The sequence below is a fragment of the Streptococcus oralis genome, from assembly GCF_002386345.1.
GTDB classification, from domain to species: domain Bacteria; phylum Bacillota; class Bacilli; order Lactobacillales; family Streptococcaceae; genus Streptococcus; species Streptococcus oralis_S.
In genome coordinates this window covers 766,250-786,235 of sequence record NZ_CP023507.1, presented here as the reverse complement: position 1 = coordinate 786,235, position 19,986 = coordinate 766,250, and the positions used below count along the sequence as shown (strand labels likewise).

Sequence of the window (19,986 nt, the reverse complement as noted above, 5' to 3'; positions counted from 1 at the left end):
CATTACCTCCAAATAAAATATAAGGCTACTAGTGTGGTCACCATCCCGAGAAACCAAACTGTTTTAAAATACCATTTTCTAGTCTTGTGGTGAAAGGTGATTCCTGCCAACCAGGCACCAAAACCACCACAAGTAAAGGCTAAAATGAGTAAGATTTTCTCTGGGACGCGCCAAGCACCTCTTCTTGCCTTGGATTTGTCAATGCCATAAATCAAGAAAATCAGCAAATTCCAAATCAAGAAGGCAAGCGTGATTCCTTCATTTATCTTCATAATCTTTCAATGATGGCTTCTGTCATTTCCTTGGTCGAAGCCGGTCCTCCAATATCTCTTGTTAAAATGCCAGCCGCTAAACTAGCTTCAACAGCATGTTCGATACGCTCTGCATCCTCATAACGTCCGAAACTATCTCTCAACATCATGGCAACTGACAAAATCATAGAAATAGGATTGGCAATTCCTTGACCTGCAATATCAGGAGCTGAACCGTGAATGGGCTCATAGAGACTTGGTCCATTTTCAGAATGACTGGCTGATGGCATGACTCCAAGCGTGCCAGATAGAACGCTTGATTCATCAGATAAGATATCTCCGAAAAGATTCTCTGTCACGATGACATCGAACTTAGCAGGATTGGTAATCATGAGCATGGCAGCTGAGTCCACCAACTGGTGCTCCAAGGTTACATCTGGAAAATCTTGCGCGACTTCCTCAGCTACTCTGCGCCAGAGTTTTGATGTCGCTAGAACATTTTGCTTATCGATACTAGTAACGATTTTTCTCCGACTTCTTGCGATTTCAAATGCCTTGCGAATAATCCGCTCTACTTCCTCATAGCTATAGTCGTTGATATCACGCGCTTTTCGCTCTTCAAGGATATGATCTCCAAAGTAAATTCCACCTGTCAACTCACGCACCACGACAAAGTCTACACCAGCAATTCGTTCAGGTTTGAGAGGTGACAAATGCTTAAGACTGTCAAAGATTTTTACAGGTCGAATATTGGCATAGAGATTGAGTTCCTTACGAAGAGCTAGCAAGCCTTGTTCAGGCCGAATCGCTGCCCTATCATACTGGGGACTACCGATAGCTGCAAGGAGAATAGCATCTGCTTCTCTACTTGCCTTGAGGGTCGCATCAGGTAAGGGATGCCCTGCAGCATCAATACCTGCACCTCCAAAGGGGCGTCTGTCTATCTCATAGTCAAAACCTGTTTTTGAAGCTAGAGCTTCCAGAACCGCTAAACCAGCTTCCATAATTTCTGGACCGATTCCATCCCCTGCTAGAGCTACTATTTTCTTTGTCATAGCCTTCTCCTTTACACACTAGGCATGTCTCGGTAGGAAACGCTGCGCCCCATCTCACCTGCATTCTCTTTTTGAACAAAGGTATTGGCATTGATGTAGGCAATAGCCGAAGCTTTCAGTACATCGAAATCAAGACCTGCTGCGTTAAAGATAGTCTCTGTATCTCTGTTTTCAACAGTGACCAAGACCCGAGCCTGGGCATCAATTCCATCTGTCACCGCGTCAATAGTATAGGACACCAAACGAACAGATTGGTTAAAGAACTTATCGATAGCGTTAAAGATCGCTTCAACAGAGCCTTGCCCTGTTGCATTAAATTCGACTTTCTCACCATCCATATTGGCCAGGCTAACGAGAGCTTCAATGTCATTATCTGCATGAGTTTGAAGTTGTAAATCATCAAAGTGGAAGCCTTCTGGGTTTTCAACCATGGTTCCAGCTACCAGAGCTCGAATATCTGCATCTGTGATTTCTTGTTTCTTGTCCGCTAGTGCCTTGAACTTAGCGAAGAGTGGTTTGATATCCTCTTCTGTAAAATCTAGGGCCAGTTCTCTTAGTTTTTCAACAAAGGCATGGCGACCTGACAATTTTCCAAGCGGAAGACTATTACTCTTGACACCGACCAATTCAGGTGTGATGATCTCATAAGTGAGAGGATTTTTAAGGACTCCATCTTGGTGAATACCAGATTCATGAGAGAAGGCATTGCCACCAACGACAGCCTTGTTTTTAGGAACTGGAATACCAGAAAAGCGAGAAACCATTTCAGACGTATTCATTGTTTCATCCAAAACAATATCACTAGTTGCTTGGAAGAAATCCTCACGAATCTTCAAAGCAACAGCTACTTCTTCAAGAGCAACATTACCTGCGCGTTCACCGATACCATTAATAGTTCCCTGGACACGTCCAGCACCGTGTTTAATTGCTGTCAAAGTATTTGCAGTTGCCATACCGAGATCATCGTGACAGTGAACACCAAAGACAACTTTATGATCTGATTTAATATTTTCAGTCAAGTAATCAAAGATACGTGCAAACTCTTCTGGAGTCGTAAAGCCAACTGTGTCAGGGATATTGATATAAGATGCACCTGCATCGACCGCTGTTTGAACGACTTGCAAGAGGAAATCCAACTCTGTTCTAGTCGCATCTTCAGGAGAGAATTCGACGATTTCAAACTTAGAACGTGCATAAGAAACATGTTTCTTGATAGCTTCTAAAATCTCTTCCTTGCTTTTATTGAGCTTATACTTGCGGTGAATCGGACTGGTAGCGATAAAGACATGAATTTGAGGATATTTGGCATCCTTAAGCGCCTCATAACAAGCATCAATATCAGATTTTACAGAACGAGCTAATCCTGTCACTGCTGTTTTTTTCATGGCTTTAGCAATTTCTTGAACAGCTATAAATGAATCTGGACTAGCAGCCGGAAAACCAGCTTCAATTACAGAAATTCCCCATTTCTCCAGCTGTCTTGCAATGGAAACTTTTTCCTTTATTGAGAAGTTAACACCAGGTGTTTGTTCCCCATCACGAAGGCTTGTATCAAAAAATTCAACTTTACGCATAAGATTTCCCCTTTTCCAAATGTGGTTTTAAAAAAACATCTCGCTCAGAAGCCCAAGCGAGATGTTGATTTACTCCCGCTTGGTAAGCCAAACAGGACTAATGCTTTTGCACTAGCCCGAGTACCTCAACAACAAAGCAAATTGATTAAACTTAGCTGTTTTCATGTTTGACTTTCTCCTTCGTTTGATATCTTGTTTAGTATTTTAGCATAGGCAAAAACACTTGTCAAGAAAAAATCCATTATTTTCTGAAAATTTCTTCAGTAAAGAATATTTTGCTAATTGAAAGTATTTGAAAATAAAAGGGAATTTCTTTATTTTTTCAATGTCAAATTCCAACTGATTTCTAGCAAATCTAGAACGTCATCATCCGATAAAGTATCATCAAGAGCAAGACTAATCCAGTAGCGTTTGTTCATATGAAAGGCAGGATAAATGCCTTTTTGTGAAAGTAAATCAGCTACTTGATCGTGTTTGAGGTTGACTGCTTCGACTAGCCCTTCTCTCCCCTTTTCCAGCTTATCCCATGGGATTCTCATCATAACAGCATACCACTTTTTACTGTCTTCATGACGTAATACTGCTGTATCAGGTGATTTTTCCCATAGATATTCCAACTGATTGCCATATTTTTTCTGAACCTGAGCCATGATACGCTTGGTCTGGGGACAGATAAAATCTTGCACGTCAAAACAGGACTGACGAACCTGATAGAGAATCTCCAAACAAGCTTGACGAACACATCCGACAAAAGTCCCTCTCATGCTTTCCATATGTACTTGAGGATAGAGGTCACCAGTCTCCTGATCAAAAACTTGAAAGCTCACATTATCCGTTGTGATGGACACAGTCATGACAAAGTCTCCATCTAAAATCTGGAAACTGTAGGTCCAGACTCCCTCATTTTCTATAAAACCGTAGACACTGGCTTTTTCTTGATTAAACTGGTAAGATTTAAAAATTTCAAACATAAGTGAAAACTGCTACCAAAAGCTAGCAGTTCCTTTCTATTTTTTAAAAGACAACCTTAGTCCCATGTAATTGTGTCACGCGTAGCTGGTCGATAAAGATTTGGCGGTTGTCCAAGTCAATTCCCCCACCTGGTAGAATTTCAATTTTACCAGCAGCATGTTCTAGAATTCTGTGATAGTGATCAAAACGTTTTTCTAGCGAGTCGCCAGATAGACCAGCACGAGTCAAGATACGAGTGACACCGGCTTGGCTGAGCCAGTCAATGGCTTCCAACTGGTCTTCATCACTCAATTCATCAAAGGCCATGTGAAAGACAATTTCCATTCCTTTAGATGCGGCAATCAACTTCTCAAGATTAGTCTTATCCAACTTCTTATCAGCAGTTAAAGCACCAAATACAACACCTTGGCTTCCAGCTTGCGCAGTCAAACGAATATCTTCTAGCATGATCTCTATTTCAGGATCAGTATAGACAAAGTCGCCACCACGGGGACGAATCATAGTCATGATAGTGGTGTCGTAGTTAGCTGCCAGTTCAACCGCTGCCTTGGTTACTCCATAGCTAGGTGTTGTTCCTCCCACTGCTAGATTGTCACAAAGTTCGATTCGACGAGCTCCAGCCTGCATCGCTTTTTCAAGCAAGGTCACATTTTCAGCACAAAATTCGTAAATCATTTGATTCTCCTTGATGTTTTCTTTAAATTTATTATATCATATTATTTTAAATATACTTTCATTTTTATCAAGGCAAATAACTACTATTTTTATCTATTCTTTGTCAGGAATGACTTTAAAGAGATAGTAGGTGATAAAGACAGTCAAGGCTCCCAGACCAATTTTGACTGGTAAAAGAGGGGCAACATAAATAGAAATCCCCATCAAGATATAGATAGATACGATGATTTTTTTCTTACGTTCTCGCGCGATTGACTTGGTTTCCCGAAAATCAGCTACATAAGTCTGATAAAGCTTTGTATGATAAAGCCAATCTTCAAAACGCTTAGAAGATTTTGAAAAGCAAGCGATAGCTAACAAAAGAAAGGGAGTTGTTGGTAAAAGTGGTAGGACAACTCCAATAACAGCTAAAGCCAGTGAAATAAAGCCAATACTGAGGTAAATGAGACGCATGATTTCTCCTAGATAAATTACTCTTCCTCTAGTTTCGCATACAAGGGGGAAATTTGTCAAGCCTCAACAAAAAAGAGCCTGAAATTCATTTTCAGGGCTCTGCATTTTATTTAATTTTTTCCTCTTCGTAGTCGCCATTACTACATACAACCTGCTTACCACCACCACGGACTTTTTTCTCCACAAGGAAGTGTCCGCATTTTGGACAGTCACGGCCAATTGGTTTGTCCCAGGAAGTAAACTCACATTCTGGGTAACGATTGCAACCATAGAAGATACGATTGCGCTTGGTTTTGCGTTCGATGATTTGTCCTTGATGACAGCTTGGACACTCGACTCCAATCTCTTTGACAATTGCCTGAGTATGACGGCAGTCTGGGAAATTACTACAAGCATAGAATTTACCAAAACGACCGAGCTTAATCACCATTGGACTGCCACAAACTTCACAGTCAAACCCAGCTGGCTCATCCTTGATCTGGATTTTTTCCATTTCGGATTCAGCCTTGGCTACTTCTTTGGAGAATGGTTTATAAAATTCGTCAATAACCCGTTGCCACTGCTCTTTACCAACTTCGACATCATCCAGTTTTCCTTCCATTTCAGCTGTGAAGGTCACGTTTACGATATCTGGGAAATATTCAACGATGAGTTTATTGACAATTTCTCCCAACTCTGTTGGTTCAAAACGTTTGGCTGCCAGACGAACGTAGTAACGTTTTTGGATAGTTTCAATGGTCGGAGCGTAAGTTGAAGGACGTCCAACACCATTTTCTTCCAAGGTCTTGATAAGAGTCGCTTCTGAATAGCGAGCTGGCGGTTGAGTGAAATGTTGTTCTGGCTTGCTATTGACCTGCTTGACCACATCTCCAACAGCCATATCTGGCAACATTTTGTTCTTGTCAGAGTCATTATAAATAGCAAGATACCCATCAAACTTAACTTGACTACCATTTGCCGCAAACTGAACCCCATTTTGAGAAAGCTTAACAGCCATGGTATCAAAGATAGCGCCTGTCATCTGGCTAGCCACAAAACGGTTCCAGATAAGAGTATAGAGCTTGAGCTGGTCTTTGTCCAAGTACTTAGCGATGCTTTCTGGTGTGTTAAAGACACTAGATGGGCGAATGGCTTCGTGGGCATCTTGAGCACCTGAGGCATTCTTGACCTTGCTACCATGCTTGGAATACTTGCTACCAAAACGGTCGTTAATGTAGCTTGCAGCTTCGTTCTGAGCCACAGGACTGATACGAGTCGAGTCAGTACGCATATAGGTAATCAAACCTTGCACGCCCGATCCGATATTGATCCCTTCATAGAGCTGTTGAGCCACCATCATAGTCTTTCGAGTACGGAAATTAATTTTGTTAGCCGCATCCATCTGCATGGTTGAGGTCGTATAAGGTAGGGGCGCATTGCGTTTGCGTTCTTTCTTATCTACCTGGTCTACTGTAAAATCTTTACTAGTCAAATGGGACAAGACTTCTTTGACTTCTTCGTTGGTAGTCAATTTCATCTTTTTGCCATTCATACCATAAAAAGAAGCCTGAAATTGTTTGGTTCCCTTCTTAAAGACACCATCAATTGTCCAGTATTCTTCTGGTTGGAAGGCATTGATTTCATTTTCACGGTCAATGATGAGTTTAAGAGCAACCGACTGCACACGCCCTGCTGATAAGCCCTTCTTGACCTTTTTCCACAAAATAGGCGAAATCGAATACCCTACCAAGCGGTCTAAGACTCGACGAGCTTGTTGGGCGTCGACCAAGTCCATATCAATCTTACGAGGTTCTTTAAAGGCATTTTTTACTGCGTCTTTGGTGATTTCATTAAAGACTACACGGTTGGCATCATTTTCATCCAAGTTGAGAATGTGAGCCAAATGCCAGGAAATTGCTTCTCCTTCACGGTCCGGGTCACTCGCCAGAAAGACTTTATTGGCCTTTTTAGCTTCTTTTTTTAAGTCATTGATGAGAGGACCTTTTCCTCGGATATTGATATACTGTGGTTCATAGTTATTTTTAATGTCGACTGACATACTGGATTTTTTCAAATCACGGATATGCCCGACACTGGCTAAAACTTTGTAATTTCTGCCTAGATATTTCTCAATCGTTTTCGCCTTGGCAGGCGACTCCACGATGACTAGATTTTTTTTAACTGTTGATTTTTTCTTCTTTGTTGCCGTAGCCACACTATCACACCTTTTCAAAGTAATAAACTTTATAAAGTGTAAACCATTTTTCTATAGCTGTCAAGACCTAAGTCCTATATATAGAAGAAAAGTTTATCTGAGTGAACAAATTTCTCCTTAAAATTCAAACTCAGCCAACACATCTTGACCGCTACTAATCAGCTTTGCTCCCTCTTGAATCAGGTGGTGACAGCCATCTGAATGGCCATCTAAAATGTTTCCTGGAATAGCAAAAACATCGCGTCCTTCTTCCATAGCACGTTCACAGGTAATGAGACTTCCTGAACGCATCCTTGCCTCTGCTACAATAACTCCACGACACAATCCTGCAATGATGCGATTACGAGCTGGAAAGTGAAATTTCAAGGGTTCCTCACCAGGTCCGTACTCGCTAAGTACCAAATGGTGATTACCAATGTGTTCCTGCAAACGTTTATTGGCTCGGGGATAAAAAACATCCAAGCCTGTTCCAATGACGGCAATCGTTCTTCCTCCATTCTGGAGTGCAGCCATATGGGCAGCCGTATCAATCCCTTTGGCCAAACCACTGACCACAATTAACTCGTTTTCCAAACCTTGAATGACTTTCTGGACCGACTTTGCTCCCTGACTTGAACATGAACGACTCCCCACAACAGCAACCTTCGGAAACTTCAACAAGTCCAGATTTCCTTTATAAAACAAGAGTGCTGGAGCATCATAAATCTCACTCAGATCCCAAGGATAACAGTCATCAAGAATCGAGAAGGATGGAAATTTCTGAAACTCCTTCTCCAACTGTGCATCATCTATCTGGAAATAGCGTTCCATAAAGACTGCAGGATTACGGCACCCCGATAGTTCCGCAATATCACCTAGCAAGAGCTCCTGATCTACAGTCTCGTCATATTCAAGTACAGTTAAAATTTGTTGATTGCTCAGCCCAGCTTTTCTCAATTTGTAAATCTCATAGTTTGTGATCTTCATATACAACTCCATTTCTTTTTCTACTCATCTATCTATTCGTTAAAAAAAATAAAAAGAAGACCAAGGATCTTCTTTTTTCATTTATTCAGATTTAGTAGTTGACCAGCTACTTTCAACCATCGGTAAGATTGTTTTTAAAGTTTCCCCATCCCCTTCAAGTGAAACATAGCGGATTTTACCATCATTTGATCGGAAAACCCAGGTAACGAGGTATTTCCCTGATTTAGCAATTGCATTGACAACATAGGCTTCATAACCTCCAATGGTCGATTTGGAGCCCCAAACCTTACTGAAATCAGAGCTTTGTTCTTTGGAAGTTAAAATACTAGATGAGACAGTCACAACATCCAGTTTAGCATACTCTTCTTCACTGATATTAAACTGCTCAGCCTTGAAGGTATTTAGCGTAACAATGTTGATATCTGTTCCATCACTATACTGTATATCATTTCCACCTTCTACTTCATGGAATCGAACCCATGATTTGGGTACCTTGACAAATCCATATTCATTCGAGCCGATGATTTGCGTCTCTTCCTTTTTCGCTTCAGAAACAGCAGAGCTAGAGCTACTCGTTTCCTGACTGCTAGAAGAACTAACAACTGCAGACGAACTTTCTTCGGTTGCTGTTTGCGATTTATTAGAGCATGAAGCTAAAAAAGCACTAACAGTAACTATAGTACCTAAAATTAATAATTTTTTCATCCTACCACCTCTCCATCTGCATTATAAGAAAAATATGGACTTCTGTCAAATTCTAACCTGATCTATTCTGTTAGCTTCCGATTTTATAGCTCACATTTAAAGCAAAAACTCTTGAAAAATCTTCAAGAGTTTTATTTTCTATTTCTATTCTTCATCCATGCTCAAGACGCTAAGGAAGGCTTCTTGTGGGACTTCTACTGATCCGATAGCTTTCATACGTTTCTTACCAGCTTTTTGTTTTTCAAGGAGTTTGCGTTTACGAGAAACGTCACCACCATAACATTTGGCAAGTACGTTCTTACGAAGGGCCTTGATATCAGTACGAGCCACGATTTTGTGCCCAATAGCTGCTTGGATTGGTACCTCAAATTGTTGACGAGGGATGATTTTCTTGAGCTTATCCACGATGAGTTTCCCACGTTCGTAGGCAAAATCCTTGTGAACGATAAAGCTTAGGGCGTCCACCTTGTCTCCATTGAGAAGGATATCCATTTTGACCAGTTTAGATGGGCGGTACTCTGACAATTCGTAGTCAAAGCTTGCATAACCACGCGTCGAAGACTTAAGCTTATCAAAGAAGTCAAAGACAATTTCAGCAAGCGGAATTTGATAGATAACATTGACACGATTATCATCAATATAGTCCATGGTCACAAAATCCCCACGCTTGCGCTGAGCTAGTTCCATAACTGCTCCGACAAACTCCTGCGGTACCATGATTTGCGCCTTGACATACGGTTCTTCAATGGTCACAATCTTAGTTGGATCTGGAAATTCAGAGGGGTTAGACACATCCATAGATTCACCATCAGTTTGGTTAACCTTATAGATAACAGACGGAGCTGTCATGATGAGGTCAATATTGAACTCGCGCTCTAAACGCTCTTGGATAACATCCATATGGAGAAGTCCAAGGAATCCACAACGGAAACCAAATCCAAGAGCCTGAGATGTTTCTGGCTCAAACTGCAAGCTGGCATCGTTGAGCTGCAATTTTTCTAGGGCTTCACGTAGGTCATTGTACTTGTTTGACTCGATTGGATAAAGACCTGCAAAGACCATGGGGTTCATTTGCTTGTAGCCGTCTAGTGGTTCTGCTGCAGGATTACTTGCTAGAGTAACTGTATCACCCACACGAGTGTCTTGAACCGTCTTGATAGAAGCCGCAATATAACCAACGTCACCTGTCGCTAGGAAATCACGACCAACTGCTTTCGGTGTAAAAATTCCGACCTCAGTCACATCAAAGGTCTTTCCATTGCTCATGAGTTGAATTTTATCGCCAGGTTTAACCACTCCGTCCATAACACGCACTTGGAGGATGACCCCGCGATAAGCATCATAAACTGAGTCAAAAATTAAGGCTTTTAATGGAGCTGAAACATCACCAGTTGGAGCTGGCACTTTTTCAACAATCTGCTCAAGAATTTCTTCAATACCAATACCAGCTTTGGCTGAAGCCAAGACCGCTTCGCTGGCATCCAGTCCGATGACATCCTCAATCTCTGTACGCACACGCTCTGGATCGGCTGCTGGAAGGTCAATCTTGTTAATGACAGGCAGAATTTCCAAATCATTATCCAAGGCTAAATAAACGTTAGCAAGAGTTTGCGCCTCAATCCCTTGGGCCGCATCAACCACCAAAATTGCTCCTTCACAGGCAGCTAGCGAACGCGACACTTCATAGGTAAAGTCCACGTGCCCTGGCGTGTCAATCAAGTGGAAAATATAGGTCTCACCATCTTTCGCAGTGTAATTAAGCTCAATGGCATTGAGTTTAATGGTAATCCCACGTTCACGCTCAAGATCCATACTATCCAGAAGTTGGGCTTGCATTTCACGACTAGAAACCGTCTCCGTCTTTTCCAAAATGCGGTCTGCTAGGGTTGATTTCCCATGGTCAATATGGGCGATAATAGAGAAGTTCCGAATCTTCTCCTGTCGTTTCTTCAATTCTTCTAAGTTCATGATGCTCTTCCTTTCAGGGTATCTATTAATTATAAATTGTTTTTAACATTTTGACAAGACCATACCCTGCTAGGAGTACTAATCTTCGGCAACAAAACCATCATTTTCGATAAAGTGGTGTTCTGTCATTCCTTGGTCTGTAAAGACGATTCCATGAAGGACACCACCATAGACAGCTCCTCCATCCATGCCAATCTTGCCATCCTCTGTTATCCAAAGCTCAGCTGTACCTCGGTCTTGCTTCAGTAAGCCATAAACTGGTGTATGCCCAAAGACAATGGTTTTCCCAGTATGATTTTCGGCTTCGTGGAATGGTTTTCTGAGCCAGACTTTCTTGTAATCTGTAGTTTCATGCCAATCATCCAAAGTTAAATCAATACCCGCATGAACAAAGATATACTTGTCTGTCTCTACTACAAATGGCATTTGACGAATAAATTCGACCAAGTCTGCTGCTTCTGTCGCAACCCGTTTGGCATCTTCTACGCCATCAACTGGTGCATCCAAGGGACGACCTAAAATTGAGTTAATGGTTGTATCACCACCATTGCGACGATAATGGTCATAGCTTTCTTCTGGGTCATCGAGCCAAGTCAGAAACATATACTCATGATTACCTGATAAACAAATAGCTCCTTGATTGTCGACCAAGTCTTTGACCATCTCTAGAACACGGCGACTGTCTTCACCACGGTCAATCAAATCCCCTAGAAAGAGCAACTGAGTTTGACCATCCCATGTTTTGAGAAGATCTTCCAGCATACCTGCTTTTCCATGGACATCTCCAATTACATAATAGTCTGTCATTTATTTCATCCTCGTTTGCAATAATTCTCTGGCTTGGGTAAGGGCAGCTTCAGTTACATTTTCCCCAGCCAACATCTTAGCTACTTCCTCTACTCGCTCTTCTATAGTCAAGAGACGAACCGTCGACACCGTAGAATGCTCATCACTAATCTTCTCAATAAAGAATTGATAATCCGCGATGGCAATCACTTGTGGAAGGTGAGAGATAGCAAGAACCTGACCATGCTGGCCAATCTTATGAATCTTTTGAGCAATAGCCTGGGCTACACGACCTGAAACTCCCGTATCCACCTCATCAAAGACAATACTGGTCTTACCTTCCTTACGAGAAAAGGCGGATTTAATAGCTAGCATGAGGCGGGATAATTCCCCACCAGATGCAACTTTGACCAAAGGCTTAAAGTCCTCACCTGGGTTGGTGGAAATGTAAAACTCGACCGTTTCATTCCCCTCACGACTAAATTTGCCCTTGCTAAAGCGAACCTGAAATTGTGCCTTCTCCATATAGAGGTCTTGCAGTTCTTGTTTAATCTCTGCCTCAAGCTGCTGAGCCAAATCATGACGAGCAGATGCAAGCTGACCTGCCAAGTCGACAAGATTAACTTCCAATTTCTTGAGCTCTGCTTCCATGTCTTCAGAAGAAAGATTATTTCCAGTCAAGAGATTGTACTCATCCGTAATCTTGGCAAAATAAAGCAGGACATCGTCCACAGTCCCACCGTACTTGCGGGTAATAGTATTTATAAGGTCTAAGCGATTCTCAACCTGCATGAGGCGATTGCCATCAAAATCTAAGTCCTCAATAATATCTTCCAAACGCTTTGTAATATCTTCTAAAACATAGTAGGTCTCAGACAGAGAACTTGAAATTTCACGGTATTCAGGGTCAAATTCTTCGACACTTTCCATGTCATTCATAGCTGAACGGACATTAGCAAGACTGGAGAATTCCTCATTGTCCAACATACTGTAGGCATTGGTTAGCGTATCCGCAATATTCTTATGATTGAGGAGTTTATCTCGTTCTTGGTTGAGAGCCAAGTCTTCACCAGCCTGTAAGTTCGCTGCCTCAATCTCTGCCATTTGAAATTCCAACATCTCAATACGAGCCTTATGTTCCTGCTGGTTTTTCTTGACTTCCAAAACCTGCTTGCGCATTTTGCGATAGGCATCAAAGCTCGTCTGATAGGTCTCCTTCAAGTCCAAGAACACAGTATCACCAAACTCATCCAACATCTGGATGTGCAGTTGAGGACGCATTAACTCCTCTTGGTCATGCTGACCATGGATATCCACAAGGTGTTGCCCAATAGCACGCAAGACAGAAAGATTGACCATCTGGCCATTCACGCGACTAACACTACGACCGTTTTGCAAAATTTCACGCCGGATGATAATTTCATCACCCATTTCCAAACCTTGCTCATCAAAAAGTTCCTGTAAAAGGCGACTATTTTCAACTGAGAAAAGCCCCTCAATCTCTGCTTTTGGCGCACCGTGACGAATAACGTCTGTCGTTGCACGAGCCCCCAACATGAGATTCATAGCGTCGATAATGATAGACTTTCCAGCACCCGTTTCCCCGGTCAAAACAGTCATACCCTTTTCAAAATTGAGTGAAATCGCCTCAATAATGGCAAAGTTTTTTATCGAAATTTCAAGTAACATACTGACCTACCATTTTTTGACTTGTTCAACAATTTCTTCAGCTGCCTCTGCTGTTCTAGCTACAATTAAGATAGAATCATCATCAGCTAGACAGCTAAAAATCTGTTCAGAAAATGCTTCAACCAACTGACTCTTCACAAAAATAGTATTTCCAGGAATGACAGCAAGGTTGATCATATTTCCCATTAACTCAGAACTCACAATATTGTCCTCAGCCAACTGCAAACTTTTGACGATTGATTTTGGCAACTCATAGATATAGGTGTTATTCTTCAAAGGAATTTTAACAATACCAAGCTCTTTGATGTCCCTTGAGACAGTGGCTTGCGTAGCAGAAATACCTGCTTCCTTCAAATGCTCAACGATTTCTTCCTGAGTACCGATTTGATAATCCGTAACAAATCTTCTAATTTTTTCAAGTCTCTCTTTTTTATTCATCTTTAAATTCTCTATGTGCTCTCTCTACAACTTTTTCTATTTCAGGAGCAACTTGGTTACTTGCTCCCTCTTCCTTTTTCAAATATGCCAGAAATTCGATGTTTCCATGTCCACCTTGGATTGGTGAATAGTCTAATCCAAGCACTGAAAAACCTTGCTCAACTGCCATAGCTGTGACAGATTCAAGGACATTCTGATGAACCTTGGCATCACGAATAATCCCATTTTTCCCAATCTGCTCACGACCTGCTTCAAACTGGGGCTTAACCAGAGCTACAATTTGACCTTGATCAGCCAAGACGCGGTGCAAAGCAGGCAAAATCAGACTGAGGGAAATAAAACTCACATCAATACTGGCAAAGCTCGGTTCCTGCTCAAAATCAGTCTTTTCAGCATAACGAAAATTAAACTGCTCCATGCTGACAACCCGAGGGTCTTGGCGCAATTTCCAAGCCAACTGATTGGTGCCAACATCGACTGCAAAGACTAACTCAGCACCATTTTGCAACATGACGTCAGTAAATCCCCCAGTGGAAGCCCCAATATCAATCGTGGTTGCTCCCTCGACTGACAAATCAAAGACCTGCAAGGCCTTCTCTAGTTTTAGACCACCTCGACTGACATACTTGAGTTTTTCACCCTTGAGTTTTAGCTCAGTATCATCTGGAATTTTCTCTCCTGGCTTGTCAAAGCGTTCTCCATTAAGGACTGCTACGACTAGTCCAGCCATGACACCGCGCTTGGCCTGTTCTCGCGTTTCAAACAAGCCCTGTTTATAAGCTAGTACATCCACTCTTTCCTTAGCCATTGATTCTCAAACTTTCTACTACTTTCACAATCGATTCTGTTTCAAAGGGAACTTGCTGGGCAATTTCTTCTAATTTAGCCTCGGCTTGATCCAAAGTTTGGTTACAAAAGGCAGTCGCCTCCTCCAAGCCTAACAAGGCAGGATAGGTTGACTTTTCTGCCTGCAAATCCTTTTGTGGAGTCTTGCCGATTTCCTCAAAACTAGCGGTCACATCCAGCACATCATCACGAACTTGAAAGGCCAGTCCAATCAATTCACCAACCGCTTTCAATTTTGCTTGGATTTCTGGCGCTAATTCTGCTATGATAGCGGCGGCTTGGAAAGGATAGGCTAGTAATTTTCCAGTTTTATTGGCATGAATGGTCTGGAGTTCTTCCAAGGACAAGTGCTGGTGTTCGCCTTCCATATCTAAAACCTGACCTGCTACCATGCCTAGACTTCCTGAAGCAAGGGATAAGTTGGCAATCAGGTCCACCTTGATCTGACTTGGCAAATCCGCCTGCGCTATTAAGGCATAGGGATCTAGGAACAAGGCATCACCTGCCAATATTGCCATCGCTTCGCCAAATTTCTTGTGATTTGTCAAGCGCCCCCGACGGTAATCGTCATCATCCATGGCAGGAAGATCATCGTGAATCAAGCTCCCTGTATGAATCATTTCCAAGGCCGCGGCTACCTGCGCATGAGCTGGTCTAATAGCGACTTGCAAGGCTTCCAGAACTTCTAGCAAGAGAAAAGGTCGAATACGCTTGCCACCAGCATGAATGGAATAGAGAACGGACTCTCGCAAACTAGAGGCAAACTGCTGGTCTCCATAAAAATTTTCCAAAGCAGACTCGACAAGAGCTAATTTTTCTTGCTTCTTCATTCAAAATCACTTTCTGTTCCGTCTTCTTGCATGACCTTGACCAAGGTTTTTTCAGCCTTGTCCAGCGTCGCTTGGAGCTCTTTTGACAAGACCATGCCCTTTTGAAAGGCAGCAATCGCATCTTCTAAAGCAATTTCACCATTTTCTAAACTTTGGACAATGGTCTCCAGTTCTGTTAGATTTTCCTCAAATTTCTTTTGTTTTGACATCTTTCACCTCTAATTCTACTTGACCATCTCGCATCAAAAGCGTCACTTGGTCTTTTTTATTCAACATCTCAACCGAATCGATAACTGACTCTTCTTTTTTGACAATTGCATAACCACGCGCCACGATTCGACTGGTATCCAACATCAGTAAGGCTTCTGAAAGTCTTTTCACCTCAGCAACCTTGGCATCATAAACCAGCGCCATTTGGCTGCGTAGAAGCTTGTCTAACTGACCAAGCCGGTCCTGATAGCGTTGGATTTTGGTCACAGGTGATAATTGTACCAGTTGATGCGTCCTTGCTTGGACTAGCTGTTTATTATCAGAAATCCGTGTTCTCAAACTTTGTTTTAAGCGCAGTTGCAGTTGGTCCAAGCGTTGTAAATAACCATCATACAAGCGCTCTGGCTGTCTAAAGATGACTGACTGACTGCATTTTTTCAGAGCTTCTTTTTTCTTTGACAGTACATTCTGAACTGCTGTCGCCATCCGCTTTTCTTGATTTTGCAAATGAGTCAGAAGATCCAACTTGGTTACAGGTGTTGCCAGTTCAGCTGCAGCTGTTGGTGTCGCCGCCCGACGATCCGCTACAAAATCCGCCAAGGTCACATCTGTCTCATGCCCAACACTAGAAATAACTGGCAAACGAGATTCAAAAATGGCTCGTACCACAATTTCTTCGTTAAAGGCCCAGAGATCCTCGATGGAACCCCCACCACGACCAATAATCAGCAAATCCAAATCGTCCCGTTGATTAGCACGCGCAATATTTCGAGCAATTTCTTCTGCCGCTCCATCACCTTGAACCTTGGTCGGATAGAGAAGAATATCGACACCTGGAAATCGCCTGCTGACGGTCGTGATAATATCTCGAATAACAGCTCCACTGCGACTGGTTACCACACCAATTCGCTTAGAAAATTGGGGAAGAGGTTGCTTGAAACGTTCTTGAAACAGGCCTTCTTCTGTCAGTTTCTTCTTGAGTTGTTCAAACTGAATCGCAAGCGCACCAACTCCATCAGGCTCAGCCTTTTCAATGATGATAGAGTAGCTCCCACTGGGTTCATAAACCTGCACACGCCCAATTACATTGATCTTCATTCCCTCTTCGAGGTCGAAACCTAATTTCTGATAGATCCCTGACCATATGGTCGCTTGAATAACTGCATGGTCATCTTTTAAGGAGAAATATTGGTGAGTAGGTCGTTTACGAAAGTTGGAAACTTGACCAGTTAAATAGACCCGTTCCAAGTAAGGGTCTTTATCGAATTTCATTTTCAGATACTTGGTCAAAGTTGTTACCGATAAATACTTTTCCATCTCCACCTACTATTCATTTTCTTGCTTTTCCATGGGTATTATTATACCAAAAAGATGATTAAAAATCTCCTTTTGCATACTGAAACCAAAGGAAAAATAGAAAAAGGAGGCATTGCCTCCTCATCTGATTATTTGCTGTTTCGTGCTTCTTCCAAAATCTTTGCAATTTTGGTGGTCAAAAGGTCGATAGCAACAGTATTGCTGACCCCTTCAGGAATGACGATATCGGCATAACGCTTGGTCGGCTCAATGAACTGGTGGTACATAGGTTTGACCACACCTAGATATTGGTCAATCACGCTATCCAGACTACGGCCACGCTCTTCCATATCACGCTTGATCCGACGAATAATACGCACATCATCATCTGTATCCACAAAAATCTTGATATCCATCAAATCGCGCAGACGCTTGTCCTCCAAGACCAAAATCCCCTCAACGATAAAGACATCCTGAGGCTCCTGACGATAGGTCTTGCTACTCCGTGTATGTTCTGTATAGTCATAAGTCGGGATGTCCACTGGGCGCCCTGCCAACAATTCCTTAATCTGCTCGATCATCAGGTCTGTATCAAAGGCAAATGGATGGTCGTAATTGGTTTTGACACGCTCTTCAAAGGTCAAGTGAGACTGATCCTTGTAGTATGAATCATGCTCAATCATGGAAATCTTTTCATCAGGAAAGTGCGATAAAATGGCTCTTGAAACACTTGTTTTTCCTCCACCAGAACCACCTGTCACTCCGATAATGATTGGTCTATTTTGCATGCTATCCTCCGTTTTTTTATCCGTCGTCTATTCTATCACATTTTTTGCAAAATTTATAGTCTGATTTGGATAGTCTAGGGGAAACAAATCCATCCCCACACTCCAGTTAGACTAGCCAAAAACCTTTCTTGGCTTGTAGAGATTGCCCCTTTTTTCTAGAATGGCTAGCAATGTATCTCCCTCAAAGGCAGCTAATTCTTGGTCCGTTTGGTCTAGCTTGATAAAACGACCAAAGCGCACTTCTGTAGCCTCTTCAGGACTTAGGAAAACTTTGACAAGATCCCCCGTTCCAATTTCAAGAGGATGGAGAAAGTCCAGTTGACCAGCCTCCACTTTTTCAGCAATTTCGTCCAAGGTAAGAGCATCCTCCAGTTGTAACCCTGCAGCACTAGTCCGTGTCAGATGGGACATATGGGCCACATAACCAAGCTTCTCTCCCAAGTCAACCGATAAGGTACGGATATAAGTTCCCTTACTGCATTTTACACGAAAAGTAAATCGTGCAAGCTGATCTTCATAAGAAATCGAACTAGTCCGCTCAAATTGATAAATAGTCACCTGACGTTCTGGACGCTCCACTTCCTGACCAGCACGCGCATACTCATAGAGCTTGCGACCATTAACCTTGACAGCCGAATACATAGGCGGAATCTGGGTAATAGGTCCGGTCAGACTCGCAATCGCTTCATCGACAATGGTTTCATCCAAGGGAGACAAAACGGGTGTCTCTGCGACCACTTCTCCGCTGGCATCCTCAGTCGTCGTTGAATAACCAAGAGTGATTTCCCCCTCATAGACCTTACCCTCATCCTGCATAAACTCGACCATGCGTGTCGCCTTACCCACCGCAATAGGCAAAACACCCACCACATCTGGATCCAAGGTCCCACCATGACCAATCTTCTTGGTTCCCAAAATCTTGCGCAGCTTAAAAACCGCATCGTGCGAGGTCATCCCCGCTTCTTTTTTTAAGTTGATAATACCGTTCATGTGTTGTTTCTAATTTCCCTTTCACTTCTATTCCTCATTGTTTAAATCAATTTTTTTAATATCATATAAATCCTCAGAGTAAAATGGTTTACCCGACTCAATTGGTAAAATATATTCAAAATTATCATCCTTTTCAAGTTGCTTATATTTTCCATTAACAACCAAAAAGTAGTCAGCATTTATGTTGTAATATCCATCTGGAAAGCTTGAAAAATCAATATCTCCTAGTTCCAATAGGTTGATTTTGCTAAGTGTTAAATGCAAGCAAAGTGCTCCCTCCTTCATAAAGTCTTTAACAGAAAGAGTCGCATATCCTCTAAAAGCTTGTTTTTCTTTACTGAATGAATTTTGATTTTGAAGAGCCTTTTCTTTTATTAAAGGAGTTATCCTATATGAATTTGATATTTTAAAACCAGGGCTAGCTAATGGCTGTTCTTTATCATCAATAACTACTAAATCATATCCTTTCTTTTGTATTGCACTTTCTACAGCTGATTTAAAATCATTCAGAACTGTCTGAGCTTCTTGGCTTGATGCAGAAAGCCTCAAGAATTCTTTAAAACCATAATTCTCATTAATGAAACTGACCTGTGTTAATTTTTGACGAATGTACTTAGCACCTACTTGGATAGTCATTCCATTATCCGATACTTCAAAAATACTAATATCTGAAACATTACTATCTATTTCTACTCTTTTAAGAGCAACATCATAATTCATTCCCCTAGAAGAATAAAACTCTTTTAATTGTTGAACTTTAGCATTATTTCTAAAGTGGGTTTGAATTGTATTTCCTATAAGTGGAGAAAAAATCCCAATCAAAAATAGAATAAGTAACTTACGACTTAATTTTGGATTATAGTCTTCCTTTTGATAAATCCAATCTAAATACGGAAATAAAAATAATGAAAAAATGAAACTCCAAAGGTCAATATCTTTTATAAAGTCAAAGGAAACAATCATTTTAAATCTTAGCAAAAACATCAGAAAAATTGCTAAAAAAATATTTCCAATCAATAGGAAAGCAATGGAGCGTTTCGATTCATTTTTTGCTTTTCGCACATAAGATATCCCCACCAAAAGATTAGCCAAAAAACTAATTCCATAACCGAATATAGTTGGAATAAATCCAAAAATAGCAAAGAATAAATTATATCTTGAGTCAGTATCGCCTACGCCTTCAATATTTAAAAGACCATATAGGAGATTAAGAAAAAATACAACTAATGGTAAATAAGCAATATAAATTTCCAAGAATTTCAAAGATTTTTTCATAGTAACTCCTGTTTTTAAGGTAATC

The 19,986-nt window shown here is 41.5% G+C and carries 20 protein-coding genes; all 20 read right to left on the bottom strand.

Going from position 1 to position 19,986, the window contains the following annotated elements; all coding sequences use genetic code 11:
* Positions 1-2: 2 nt before the first annotated feature.
* Positions 3-272, bottom strand: a complete 270-nt coding sequence (locus CO686_RS03935) for a DUF1294 domain-containing protein (protein WP_000700084.1) — start codon at positions 270-272, stop codon at positions 3-5.
* Positions 269-1,306 carry a 3-isopropylmalate dehydrogenase gene (gene leuB, locus CO686_RS03930; protein ID WP_045617266.1) on the bottom strand — a complete coding sequence of 346 codons (1,038 nt, stop codon included), beginning with the start codon at positions 1,304-1,306 and terminating at the stop codon, positions 269-271. Before leuB ends, CO686_RS03935 begins: the two co-directional genes overlap by 4 nt.
* An 11-nt stretch (positions 1,307-1,317) precedes the next feature.
* A complete protein-coding gene (locus CO686_RS03925; protein ID WP_045617267.1) occupies positions 1,318-2,880 on the bottom strand; it encodes a 2-isopropylmalate synthase in 1,563 nt (520 codons plus the stop codon).
* Positions 2,881-3,194: 314 nt separating this feature from the next.
* The gene (locus CO686_RS03920; RefSeq protein WP_045617269.1) at positions 3,195-3,851 is read right to left on the bottom strand and encodes an MmcQ/YjbR family DNA-binding protein; all 657 of its coding nucleotides are present in this window, start codon (positions 3,849-3,851) and stop codon (positions 3,195-3,197) included.
* Positions 3,852-3,894: 43 nt separating this feature from the next.
* The gene (locus tag CO686_RS03915; RefSeq protein ID WP_096753542.1) at positions 3,895-4,527 is read right to left on the bottom strand and encodes a copper homeostasis protein CutC; all 633 of its coding nucleotides are present in this window, start codon (positions 4,525-4,527) and stop codon (positions 3,895-3,897) included.
* A gap of 93 nt (positions 4,528-4,620) precedes the next feature.
* The gene (locus CO686_RS03910; protein ID WP_045617271.1) at positions 4,621-4,980 is read right to left on the bottom strand and encodes a YbaN family protein; all 360 of its coding nucleotides are present in this window, start codon (positions 4,978-4,980) and stop codon (positions 4,621-4,623) included.
* A 106-nt stretch (positions 4,981-5,086) separates the two neighbouring features.
* Entirely contained in the window at positions 5,087-7,174 is a 2,088-nt protein-coding gene (gene topA, locus CO686_RS03905) for a type I DNA topoisomerase (protein WP_096753541.1), read from the bottom strand.
* A 117-nt stretch (positions 7,175-7,291) separates the two neighbouring features.
* Positions 7,292-8,140: a DNA-processing protein DprA gene (gene dprA, locus CO686_RS03900; RefSeq protein WP_096753540.1), complete on the bottom strand. Its 849-nt coding sequence runs from the start codon at positions 8,138-8,140 to the stop codon at positions 7,292-7,294.
* Positions 8,141-8,221: 81 nt separating this feature from the next.
* Positions 8,222-8,845, bottom strand: coding sequence for a hypothetical protein (locus tag CO686_RS03895; RefSeq protein ID WP_096753539.1), 624 nt, complete (start codon positions 8,843-8,845; stop codon positions 8,222-8,224).
* A 144-nt stretch (positions 8,846-8,989) separates the two neighbouring features.
* Positions 8,990-10,813 (bottom strand): translation elongation factor 4, encoded by a 1,824-nt coding sequence (gene lepA, locus CO686_RS03890; protein WP_061427527.1) that lies wholly within the window; start codon positions 10,811-10,813, stop codon positions 8,990-8,992.
* A gap of 78 nt (positions 10,814-10,891) precedes the next feature.
* A complete protein-coding gene (locus CO686_RS03885) occupies positions 10,892-11,620 on the bottom strand; it encodes a metallophosphoesterase family protein (RefSeq protein WP_061427529.1) in 729 nt (242 codons plus the stop codon).
* The gene (gene recN, locus CO686_RS03880; RefSeq protein WP_096753538.1) at positions 11,621-13,288 is read right to left on the bottom strand and encodes a DNA repair protein RecN; all 1,668 of its coding nucleotides are present in this window, start codon (positions 13,286-13,288) and stop codon (positions 11,621-11,623) included.
* A 6-nt stretch (positions 13,289-13,294) separates the two neighbouring features.
* The gene (locus tag CO686_RS03875) at positions 13,295-13,726 is read right to left on the bottom strand and encodes an arginine repressor (RefSeq protein WP_001034390.1); all 432 of its coding nucleotides are present in this window, start codon (positions 13,724-13,726) and stop codon (positions 13,295-13,297) included.
* The gene (locus tag CO686_RS03870) at positions 13,719-14,534 is read right to left on the bottom strand and encodes a TlyA family RNA methyltransferase (RefSeq protein ID WP_084918282.1); all 816 of its coding nucleotides are present in this window, start codon (positions 14,532-14,534) and stop codon (positions 13,719-13,721) included. Before CO686_RS03870 ends, CO686_RS03875 begins: the two co-directional genes overlap by 8 nt.
* Positions 14,527-15,402 carry a polyprenyl synthetase family protein gene (locus CO686_RS03865; RefSeq protein WP_084918281.1) on the bottom strand — a complete coding sequence of 292 codons (876 nt, stop codon included), beginning with the start codon at positions 15,400-15,402 and terminating at the stop codon, positions 14,527-14,529. The genes CO686_RS03870 and CO686_RS03865 overlap by 8 nt, the downstream gene beginning before the upstream one ends.
* Complete coding sequence (locus CO686_RS03860; protein WP_084918279.1) at positions 15,399-15,611, bottom strand: exodeoxyribonuclease VII small subunit; 213 nt, start codon at positions 15,609-15,611, stop codon at positions 15,399-15,401. The genes CO686_RS03865 and CO686_RS03860 overlap by 4 nt, the downstream gene beginning before the upstream one ends.
* Positions 15,589-16,929 (bottom strand): exodeoxyribonuclease VII large subunit, encoded by a 1,341-nt coding sequence (gene xseA, locus CO686_RS03855; RefSeq protein WP_096753537.1) that lies wholly within the window; start codon positions 16,927-16,929, stop codon positions 15,589-15,591. Before xseA ends, CO686_RS03860 begins: the two co-directional genes overlap by 23 nt.
* A gap of 128 nt (positions 16,930-17,057) precedes the next feature.
* On the bottom strand, positions 17,058-17,696 hold the full coding sequence (gene udk / locus CO686_RS03850; protein ID WP_001181376.1) for a uridine kinase: 639 nt from the start codon (positions 17,694-17,696) through the stop codon (positions 17,058-17,060).
* Between the two features lie 111 nt (positions 17,697-17,807).
* A complete protein-coding gene (gene truB, locus CO686_RS03845) occupies positions 17,808-18,686 on the bottom strand; it encodes a tRNA pseudouridine(55) synthase TruB (protein WP_096753536.1) in 879 nt (292 codons plus the stop codon).
* Between the two features lie 27 nt (positions 18,687-18,713).
* Positions 18,714-19,961, bottom strand: coding sequence for a glutamyl-tRNA amidotransferase (locus CO686_RS03840; RefSeq protein WP_096753535.1), 1,248 nt, complete (start codon positions 19,959-19,961; stop codon positions 18,714-18,716).
* Between the last annotated feature and the right edge of the window lie 25 nt (positions 19,962-19,986).